Annotated in this window: 7 protein-coding genes and 1 riboswitch; all 7 genes read right to left on the reverse strand. The window is 43.0% G+C overall.

Features of this window, described 5'->3' with window-relative positions:
- Positions 1 to 124: 124 nt before the first annotated feature.
- The 7 genes from EPX21_RS06150 to EPX21_RS06180 all read right to left on the reverse strand — a co-directional run bounded on the left by EPX21_RS06150 (position 125) and on the right by EPX21_RS06180 (position 10,180).
- On the reverse strand, positions 125 to 2,623 hold the full coding sequence (locus EPX21_RS06150; RefSeq protein ID WP_166670690.1) for a TonB-dependent receptor: 2,499 nt from the start codon (positions 2,621 to 2,623) through the stop codon (positions 125 to 127).
- Positions 2,624 to 2,697: 74 nt separating this feature from the next.
- Positions 2,698 to 2,840, reverse strand: a riboswitch (TPP riboswitch).
- Between the two features lie 107 nt (positions 2,841 to 2,947).
- On the reverse strand, positions 2,948 to 3,364 hold the full coding sequence (locus EPX21_RS06155; RefSeq protein WP_134088791.1) for a hypothetical protein: 417 nt from the start codon (positions 3,362 to 3,364) through the stop codon (positions 2,948 to 2,950).
- A 59-nt stretch (positions 3,365 to 3,423) separates the two neighbouring features.
- Positions 3,424 to 4,863 (reverse strand): 23S rRNA (uracil(1939)-C(5))-methyltransferase RlmD, encoded by a 1,440-nt coding sequence (gene rlmD, locus EPX21_RS06160; protein ID WP_134088792.1) that lies wholly within the window; start codon positions 4,861 to 4,863, stop codon positions 3,424 to 3,426.
- A 275-nt stretch (positions 4,864 to 5,138) separates the two neighbouring features.
- Positions 5,139 to 6,485, reverse strand: a complete 1,347-nt coding sequence (locus EPX21_RS06165; protein WP_134088793.1) for a deoxyguanosinetriphosphate triphosphohydrolase — start codon at positions 6,483 to 6,485, stop codon at positions 5,139 to 5,141.
- 39 nt (positions 6,486 to 6,524) lie between these two features.
- Positions 6,525 to 8,012, reverse strand: a complete 1,488-nt coding sequence (gene treF, locus EPX21_RS06170; RefSeq protein WP_134088794.1) for an alpha,alpha-trehalase TreF — start codon at positions 8,010 to 8,012, stop codon at positions 6,525 to 6,527.
- A 64-nt stretch (positions 8,013 to 8,076) separates the two neighbouring features.
- Entirely contained in the window at positions 8,077 to 9,069 is a 993-nt protein-coding gene (locus tag EPX21_RS06175; protein WP_166670691.1) for an SMP-30/gluconolactonase/LRE family protein, read from the reverse strand.
- Positions 9,070 to 9,079: 10 nt separating this feature from the next.
- Positions 9,080 to 10,180, reverse strand: coding sequence for a fatty acid desaturase (locus EPX21_RS06180; RefSeq protein ID WP_134088796.1), 1,101 nt, complete (start codon positions 10,178 to 10,180; stop codon positions 9,080 to 9,082).
- Positions 10,181 to 10,258: the final 78 nt, after the last annotated feature.

Raw genomic sequence — 10,258 nt, forward strand, 5'->3', positions numbered from 1 at the left:
ACGGTCATTCTCTGTAATTTCGCCATCATGCTTGTCAGTTTGTAAATAATAAACTGTCAACCTATATCAGGACAAGACAGTTATACCTTACCCCTCACGCCTTACGCCTCAAACCTTCCAACCCTTAAAACTTAACATTAAGTCCAAGCAGGAAGTTCGTTCCCGCTTGTGGGAAGTAGAAATTCGAAGTATATACCGTTGGATCTCCTTGATAAATTGAACTGTAGGTATAGCCATTTGATTCGTAGGCTTCGTTAAAGATATTATTAATCAACAGCGAAAGGCCGATGTTCTTTACCCCTTTAAACTTCATTTGATAGCTGAGTCGGAGGTTATTAACGAAAAAGGCATCTAAGCTTCTCTCTTTATCGGATGTATTGTCCAGGTATTGCCTCGAAACATATTTGGATATAAAGGCAAGCTCCCCGTTTTTAATGGGAATAAAAGCTAATTCACTTGATCCAACAAAAGAAGGCGAAAGTGCTATATTGGTGCTTTTGTAATGGTTTATCTGCTGATCCGCTACATTCCATTCAGCGTCATAAATGTTAATATACTCATAAAAATCTTTGATCTTATTGCTGCTTAGCGCGCCCGTCAATGCCCAGGAAAAATGGCGAAGCGGCTGCCACTTAAGGTCGGCCTCTACCCCCAGTCGATAGCTGTCCGGAACATTCATTCGGGTCTGCGCGCCGACATCATTAATCTGTCCCGTTAAAATAAGCTGATTTTTATATAGCATGGCGTAACCATTGACCCCTGCGTGGAACCGTGCTGTTGACAAGCGATATCCGAGCTCGATGTCCTGCATCCGCTCGGCTTTTGGTCTGCTATCTGGCGTAGAGTTTTCATAATCGTCGCGCACCGGTTCTTTGTTCCCAATAGCGTAGGATAGGTAAGCCTGACTATTGTCGGCAAATTGATAGGTTATCCCCACTTTCGGATTAAAAAAGTTGAGGTCCGCTTCTTGTTGCACATTGTTTAAGTTTCTGTCGAATCCGAGGAAAGAATAAGTAACCCTCCTATACTGTACATCCCCAAAAAGTGAAATGTTCCCCGCTTGATACTCTCCTTTGGCGAAAACATTAAAATCCGTTTTCTTGGCATCATTAAAATAATACCGATAACGCGTATCAAACTCACCGGCATGCATTTCATGGGCGCTCGCTTCAAAAAGTGGATATCTCGACCAGGTAACATCACCAAAATGGTCTCCCTTGTACTCATTATAAGCGCCTCCCAGTGTCAGGTTTAACCGATCATTGGCTTTATATTGAGCAGAATAGGTCAAACCATAAAAATGGTTGGACAGCCATCGTTCACGCACCAGGTCTGTTGAGGAAATAGTCTGATCGCCTACTATCACCGGTTCCAATCCATAACCGCTGTAGTCCTCCCCCGCCCTATATTCTTCGTAATAGCCCCGTCCTCTTGTGTAATGTAAGGCCGCATTTAAGGTGAGGTTTTCTGATGGATTAGCAGCATATAAAAGCTGATAGTGATCTTGTTGATAATTATCGTTTTGGTTTTTATACAGAAAAGAGTTATAACGCCTCGGGTCAGATTGTCTTATATTTTCTGCATCTGCCCCCCCCAATCCATTTGCAGCGATATACCCTTCTACATCTTCCGCTGTACCAAACAGCTTCTCCTCGGGCACGCCGTTCCAGGCCTGATAGGTCTTTTCTTTGCCAGAAAAGACGTTAGCGCGCAATAAACTATTCTTCCCATACCAAGCTCCGCTTAAAAAGAAAGACTTTAGGTCTGAAGCGCCCCGGTCAACAAAACCATCTGATTTAATGCGAGAAAGACGGCCATCGAAGGTGAATTTATTATCAATTAAACCGGTACCGATTCGCACGGTATTTTTCCAAGTATTGAACGAACCGAAAGAATTGTCTAATTCGGCATAAGCGGTATCGGTACGCGTATTCGTTTGAATATTGATACTGGCGCCAAAAGCTCCTGCTCCATTGGTAGACGTGCCCACTCCCCGTTGGATCTGTATATTGTCGACGGAAGAGGCAAAATCAGGAAGGTTAACAAAAAAAGAACCCATACTTTCCGCATCGTTGTAAGGGATTCCGTTAAGTGTCACATTCACTCGGGTAGGGTCACTTCCGCGGATACGCAATCCGGTATATCCAACTCCTGCTCCCGCATCAGAATAGGTGACAACACCGGGCGTTTGATCGAGCAGATAAGGCAGATCCTGTCCCAAATTATTCTTTTCGATGTCGCGGCGATTCAGGTTTTTATACGTCGTTGCTGCATGCGCGTTGGCTCTTGTCGCATTAACGATAACCTCATCGGCAACGAACTCTTGGACGCTTAACGACACGGTAAGTTCCTCATTTGAATTCAGAACCAGCCTCTTTTCGACCGGCTTATATCCCATATAACTGACCCGGACGGTGTAATCTCCGTCTTTTACGTTTTTGAACAAGATGGCCCCCTGTCTATTGGTCTGTGCCGTTGCCAACGAGCCTACGATAGAAACGCTGGCGCCGGCAAGGGGTTTGTTCTCTTGTTCGTCGACAACTTTGATGGACAAATTGTTCTGTGCCCACAGGAAAACAGGGCTGAATACTGCCAAACTAAAAAGCAAGCCTCTTTTTTTCACGATCTAATTTTTTTTAATTCAACTTACCGTTGACAGGGGTTACAACAGCATTGCTACTATACATAAATAATAACCTCATTGGTAATTCTTCCCTCCCTACGCCGGCATTATCCGGATCAGGTGCTCAGAAAAGTCGGCGCGTAACGCCCTTTTCCGATGGGTATAATCTCAGCCCTGATTTGTGTTTTTTAAAAACAAGGCACCCCTTTAGTGATGATTGGCGAATATACGAATTATTTTAGGCTTTTGGCTATTAGAATCGCCTGGCAGCTTTATAGCTTCCTCGTCCACTCATTTCAGTGCCGGGAAGTATGCTTCCCGACTTTATTGATTGACTTCTTTTTCTTTATAGGGATAAAAAACAAAATTGGCCCCCTCCGGTACTATCACAAACAGGCACATAAAATCTTCGGGCTTCTTATAATTTTTTATAAAAAGCTCCTTTTTTGATTTTAAAATGACCCCTTTCTCAACAAATTCCTCGAGCGTTGATGCCTGTATGGTCCACTGCGTACCCAACTCATCCCGATCTAGTATTAGCTCACCGAGACTGACTTGATGTTGATGCGCTATAAAGATGGGGTACTGGGAAAGCCCTTCGGCCATTACTTCAATGGCCACTTCTTGTATAGAATCCTTATAAAAATCGAGGTCAACTTTTAAGCTTTTTAAGGGGCTGTCTTTTTTCGGGTTCTGACCGTCGTCCCCAGCTTGCGCAGCTAATAATTCTTCTAAATCCATCTCTTTAGTTATGAGTTTTATGTTCTACGTTATAAGACGCAAAACTTAAAACGTAGAACTTATAACGTAAAACTTTTTAGTTCCAATAAAACCACGTTTTCCACATGTTGCGTATGCGGAAACATGTCCACCGGTTTAATTCGCTTTACTTCGTATTTTTCGTTCAACAATGCCAAATCCCTCGCCTGCGTAGCAGCGTTACAACTTACATAAACCATTCGTGGTGCCTCCAGCGCTAACAGCCTTGCCACTACATCGGGATGCATTCCTGCGCGGGGTGGGTCGGTTATGACCAAGTCCGGTTTACCGTGCGTCGCCATAAAGTCGGCTGTCAAGACATCTTTCATATCGCCCGCAAAAAACAAGGTGTTTTCTATGCCGTTTATTTTGGAATTTAATTTTGCGTCCTCAATAGCACTGGGTACATACTCTATTCCGATCACTTGCTTTGCGTCCAGCGCAACAAAATTAGCGATGGTACCTGCGCCTGTATATAAATCGTACACCAACTCATTTCCCTTCAAATCCGCGAACTCTTTGGTAATACGATAGAGCTCATAAGCCTGTTCGGAGTTTGTTTGATAAAAAGATTTGGCACCAATTTTAAACCGGAGCCGTTCGCTGCGATTTGGCAGGCCCATTTCCTCAAAAATGTGGTCTTTTCCAGCATAGGTCAAAATTTCCTGATCAAAAATCGTATCGTTCTTTTTCTGATTGACAATGTACTGCAGGGAGCTGATTTCCGGAAACCTTTCTTTCAGAAACTCCATCACTTGTACGATCTGCTCTTCCGTAGGGTAAGCAAATACAACAACAACCATCAGATCGCCCGTGGTCGCGGTCCGAATCATCAAATTCCGAAGCGCTCCGGCATGATTTCGAAGATCGTAATAGCTGATGCCTTGCTCAAGCGCAAAGGCGTTCAACTCGTTCCGAATTGCATTCGACGGATCCTTTTGCAAATAACAATGTTCTACCTTTAAAATCTTATCAAATCGCAACGGAACATGAAAGCCGAGCGCATTCATCTCGTGTTCTTCCGCGCTTGCCACATCTTCAGCAGTCAACCAACGCTTATTTGAGAAAGTGTATTCAAGCTTGTTCCTATAGTAAGTGGTCTGATTGGAAGGAAGAATATCCTCCATGGAGGACGTATCTACCTTTCCGATACGACTTAAGGCATTGTCCACACTCTTTTGCTTGAAAAGCAATTGCGCTTGGTAATCCATGTGCTGCCACTTACATCCTCCGCATATTCCAAAATGGGGACAAAAAGCCTCGATTCTGCTCGCCGATTCTTGTTTAATTTTCGTAATCTTCGCTTCTGCAAAATTCTTCTTCTTACGAACAAGCTCGACGTCCACGATATCGCCTGGCACCGCCTTTTCGATAAAAATAACTAAGTCATCGGTCTTTCCAACGCCCTTTCCCTCTTCTGCAATATCAACAACTTCGATATTTGCCAACAGCTTTTTTTCTTGTGGAATTCTTTTTCTCATGAGTTGCAAAATTAGGTAAAAAGCTTGTTATTCCCGAATTCAAATATAACAGCAAAGGAAGGTAACGTTGGCGCGGCGACTACTGCATGGCGTCCAGCTGAAAGTGTCGATATAGGTTTAACCCAGATTACGCGTTAGGAATTAAAACGAAAGGGAATGATCCAAAGCAGGCATGAAATAGGGAATGAGGCATACCGAGGTATGGTGAATGAGCTATTGAAATGGATGTAAAGGAGCATTTCATTGCAGTTCATGAGCTAATGCGTATGCTGGGTTTAATCAAGCGAAGGAAAAGAAATACCTTTGATCTTCCTGAACAACTCTACCGCATATAAATCCGTCATACTGGAGACGAAGTCCAACACCGACCGGATTTTCCCATAGGTACTGGTTTCGGTACGTTTATATTGATTCGGTATAAGGGCCACTACCTTTTTATCATAGGACGAAGCGTTTTGAAGATAGGCGGGAACAAACTCTTCCAATAAGCCGCTCATCACCTTGTAGCCCGCAACCTCAATTTGAACAACGGCGGGCGCATTATAAATTTTATCAATAGATATGCGCTCGATGGTTTTCATCACCTCCCTCAAATGATTCGAAATATTGTCCATAAGCGACGACTCAAAATCGCCGGATAAAACGGCTTCTTCTTTTGAAAGAAAAACGTTGGAACATTCTTGAATTAAGGTACTAATGGCCTTTGCCCTTAACAGGCTTACGCGGCTATCGATATCATTAATATCGGCTAAGCGCTTTTTGATGTCAACATCGTTTGTTAAGGGTATCAATAGCTCTTCCACCTCGGCGGGCGACAGTATGCTCAAGCGATGGGCATCTTCAATGTCGATGATATTATAACAAATATCATCGGCCGCTTCTACTAAATAAACCAGGGGATGCCGTTTATAAACATGCTGATAATTCGCATCCCGCTCCATGCCAAGTTCAGTGGCAATTTTAAGAAAGGAATCTTGCTCCGGTTGAAAATAACCGTATTTTTTTCGGTGCAGTCCTGCCCCTTTGATATTTCCGTCAATAGCTGCACAGGGGTATTTCACAATAGCAGCCAGGGTACTATAGGTTAATGCAAATCCTCCGGCTTCCTTGCCGTTAAATTGGTGCGTTAGAATACGTAATGCGTTAGCGTTTCCTTCAAAATGTGTCAGATCGTGCCATTCGGCTTCTGTGACCTGTTCTTTATACTTTAAACCGTCTCCGCTTAAAAAGTAATGGGAAATGGCCGATTCGCCCGAGTGCCCAAAAGCGGGATTACCCATATCATGTGCCAAGCATGCACTCGAAACGATATTACCTATTTCCTGCAAATAAGGATAATCTTCGTCTAAATTAGGAAATGCCTCTTTTTTCTTTGTATAGAAAATCCGCCCGAGCGAACGGCCAACGCTGGCCACTTCTAAGCTATGCGTAAGCCGGTTATGTACGAAAACGCTCCCCGGCAAAGGGAATACCTGCGTTTTATTCTGAAGCCTTCTAAACGGTGAAGAAAATATCAAACGATCGTAATCGCGTTGAAACTCCGATCTTGCTATATCCTGATTTTTTATTTCGCGATGCTCATATCCCCAACGTTTCGCAGAAAGTAGTTGTTTCCAGTCCATTCTTCAAGTTTGCAACAAAGATAAAGCTTAATTGCTTAATCAAAACTCTCCGTACATCTTTATGAGTTTTAGCAGGACGCCGTTGCTCCACCCGAAACCGTCCTGTGCAGGGTATTCGCCTCCGCCCGCCTCTACACTTGGATCAATGACGTTGTACTTTTCCATCATCTTCCCTGTTTGTTGGTAAACTTTGGTATTTAAGGCGATCCACCTTTTTGCAATGTTGGCCGCCAGTTCAAATTGGTTGTAATTTCGCAATCCTTTTATAACCGTCCATTGCATCGGAGCCCAACCGTTGGGTGCATCCCATTGTTCACCTGACACTTTTAGCGAAGTAATGATACCCCCGCTTTTTAGGAATTTTTTTCGGATAATATCAACCGCCTTTTTAATTTCCTTTTGCGGCGCAATCCCGATGAAGAAGGGGGTAAAACCGGCTATCGTCAACTCTTTCGACAAGGCCTTGGTTCGGATATTATAATCGTAATACCAGCCGTCGCGCTTATTAAAACAATATTGATGGATCGTTTGCTTTCTGTTCTTGGCAATTAAGCGGTATTTATTGGCGCTCGCTTTATTGCCCATCAGTCGATATGCCTTTTCAATTGTTTTTTCCAAATGGTATAAAAGGCAATTCAAATCGATCGGTATAATACGCGTGGTTTCTATGGTATGCAATTCTTTTCCGTCTTGCATCCATCTCGAGCTAAAGTCCCAGCCACTCTCCGCTCCCGAACGGATGTCTCTGAACAGCCGCGACTCCTTCTTTTCGGCCAAAACCGCCAGATGGGCATCTTCGTAGTAAGACTCCTGCCTTTCGATGTTCAGCTGGTCGTAATACCGATTCAAGAATTGTCCTTCTGACATCTCGACCACATGCTTAGCCTTTTGCGTTTTATCCATCCAGTAGGCGTATTCCTTTAAGAGTGGCCCCAAATAGTCGAGGTATACGTCCTCCCCTTTTATTTCGGCCAGCAGCTCCAGCATAAGGGAAAAATAAGGTGGTTGTGATCTACTTAAAAAGTAACTTCTATTGCCATTGGGAATATGCCCGTAACGGTCGATCATAAAAGCGAAGTTCTTTATCATATTCTCAATCATCTCATATTCTCCGCTTTCCTGTAAACCCAGCATGGTGAAATAAGAATCCCAATAGTAAATTTCGTCGAAGCGCCCTCCGGGAACAATATAAGGAAAGGGAAGCGCTAGCAGCGAACTACCCAAAACCTCCTGATTGGGCGCTCGCTTTAAGACATTCCACAGCTTCTCCAAGTGTTCTACGATCGGTGTATTGGTGTCGCTATAATACTGGGTGTCATAAGGTTTAGGTAGCTCAAAATGTTCCCGCACAAAGCGTAATAGGGAAAAACCGGGATGCTGCCTTTGAAGTTGATATTGCTGAACTATCTTTTCGGGGGCCTCTTTCGGAACGGCATCTGCAAAGGTCTTGTTGTCTTCGAATATACGCTGTAACTGTACTTCCTTAAATAAATCGCCGTAAATCTGATCTGGAGATAAAATGGACATAGATGTTAATTTTATGGTTCCCACACCACACTAAAGGTCGTATTAAAAAAATTAAAAGTTTATACTACCGCATGCGCAAGCGGAGCAGCTGATTACTGGCCGTGATGTACAGGGTTTTGTCATCATCGGCCAAACAACAGTTGGAAACAGCCTGTTTTATCTTAATCTTTCCGATTAACTCATATGAGCTATTAAAAATCCATATGCCGCCCGGACCGCTGGCGAAGATGTTTCCATCCTTATCTAACTTAAAACCGTCTGGTCCGCCGCCAAACTCGCTGAAGTCGAAAACAACGCCGGCAGACTTTAAAGAATCCTCGGGCGTAATGTCAAAGGCATAAAGCATCGGCTTTTGATTATCCGAATTACCTACATATAAGCGATTTTGCTTTGGACTAAAAGCGATTCCATTCGGCCTATTGATGGTATCAATCAATAGGCTTAGTCTTCCCAAACTGTCTATTTTATATACGCCACAAAAATCTAATTCGCGCTGTTCTATGTTTTGGTCGTTTAACCCATAAGGCGGGTCGGTAAAGAAAAGGTCGCCGTTACTTCGCTCCGCGATATCATTTGGACTGTTTAGCCTTTTTCCTTCCCATTTTGCGGCGAGTGTTTCGAATTTTGCTTCGGGATGGCTTAATAAAGATTGCATGCGGACAACCCTTCTGTCGCCGTGCTGGCAAAGAACCAGGTTTCCCTTCCGATCCAATAGCAAACCATTTGATCCCATTTCGCCACCTCGGGCTTTCTCTCCTGTATAGCCGGCAGGTTCTAAATAGAGCTCTAAACCACCTTGTTCTGTCCATTTAAACACCTTGTTCTGCGGTATGTCAGAAAACAGCAGCATTTCGGCATCACCTACCCACAACGGTCCCTCTACCCAGGTAAATCCTTCCGCAAGAACTTCTACGTCTGTACCTTGGTTAATTAATTTGTCTAAATCCGTATGAATTCGCTCAATAGTAGCTTCGGCTTTCTTGCTGACACGATTATTAACTGTATTGCCACAAGATAGGAATCCTATCAGTGCCGTAAGGGTGACTAATTTTAGCATGTTTTTCTTTCTATAACTCCCCTGTTCTAAATAAGTTTTCTTCTTTCGCGTTTTTCTGTAACAAGCGGAAATGTGAGGCCACTGCTTTCCAAAAGGGATAACAGTGATATGGAAGATTATATTCCGCAGCATATTTACGAATAACCTTCGTTATATAAGGGTAATAAGTATGGGCCACCCCCGGAAATAAGTGGTGGGCAACATGATGCGTAAATCCACCAAACAAAAAATTCGCCACGGCACTGTCTGCACTGAAATCTTTTGTCACGCGCATTTGATGTTCTGCCCAAGTTGTTTGCATTTTGCCATCCTCAGGAGGCATAGGAAAATGGGCGTGCTCATCCACATGGGTAGACAGTAAGGCTACCACCCCTAAAGCACTGCCCGATAAGTGCATAACAAACCAAGCCAGCAAAATCATGTACCAAGGCTGGTGTAAAACCATCATCGGTATAGCCAGGAGATAAAAAAGGTTAAATAACTTACAGGCGAACAACTTGACGTACTCAATGGTAGGTATCGTAACAACGCGCTTCAAGTAATTGTCTTTTGTACCAAAAAAGTCTTTGAAATCTCTTATAAAAAGCCAGTTTAAGGTATAAAAGGGATACAGCAACCACATATAAATATGTTGATATTTATGGTAATTAAAAAAGGGGCTTGTAGGAAAGATACGCACCATATCACTTTGTTTAATATCGACATCCCAATTCGGTATATTTGCATAGGGGTGGTGCAAAACCAAGTGTCTCTTTTTCCATATAAAACTATTGCTTCCAAATAGCTCCAGCACATAGGTAAACCATTTATTATGCTTTGGATTCCTAAATACCGCATTATGCGCAGCGTCGTGGAAAGCGTTAACAAACAACACGATCATGAAGAGTCCGGCTAGGATATAAAAGAAAAAAAGCCACCCTGTTGTGTTTCCAAAAACTAATATACCTACATAGCTCCCCAAATAACCCGCTAACAAGAAGAATGATTTTATAATATTCCCGGTCTGTATATGTGGGTTTTTAAGGATATTTTCCTGCACTTCCTTTTGCATTTTTTTAAAAAAATCGTCAGGAGAAGCTTTCTTGAAAGTAGGTTTTATAAGTTTTTCCATATACTCTAATAAATTACAAGTTTCTAGGCCACTATTTTTTCGGAGCCGTTTACATTTTTGTTAATTTCTCTTGGGTCT

The sequence above is a fragment of the Olivibacter sp. XZL3 genome (genome assembly GCF_004368405.1).
Lineage (GTDB): Bacteria > Bacteroidota > Bacteroidia > Sphingobacteriales > Sphingobacteriaceae > Olivibacter.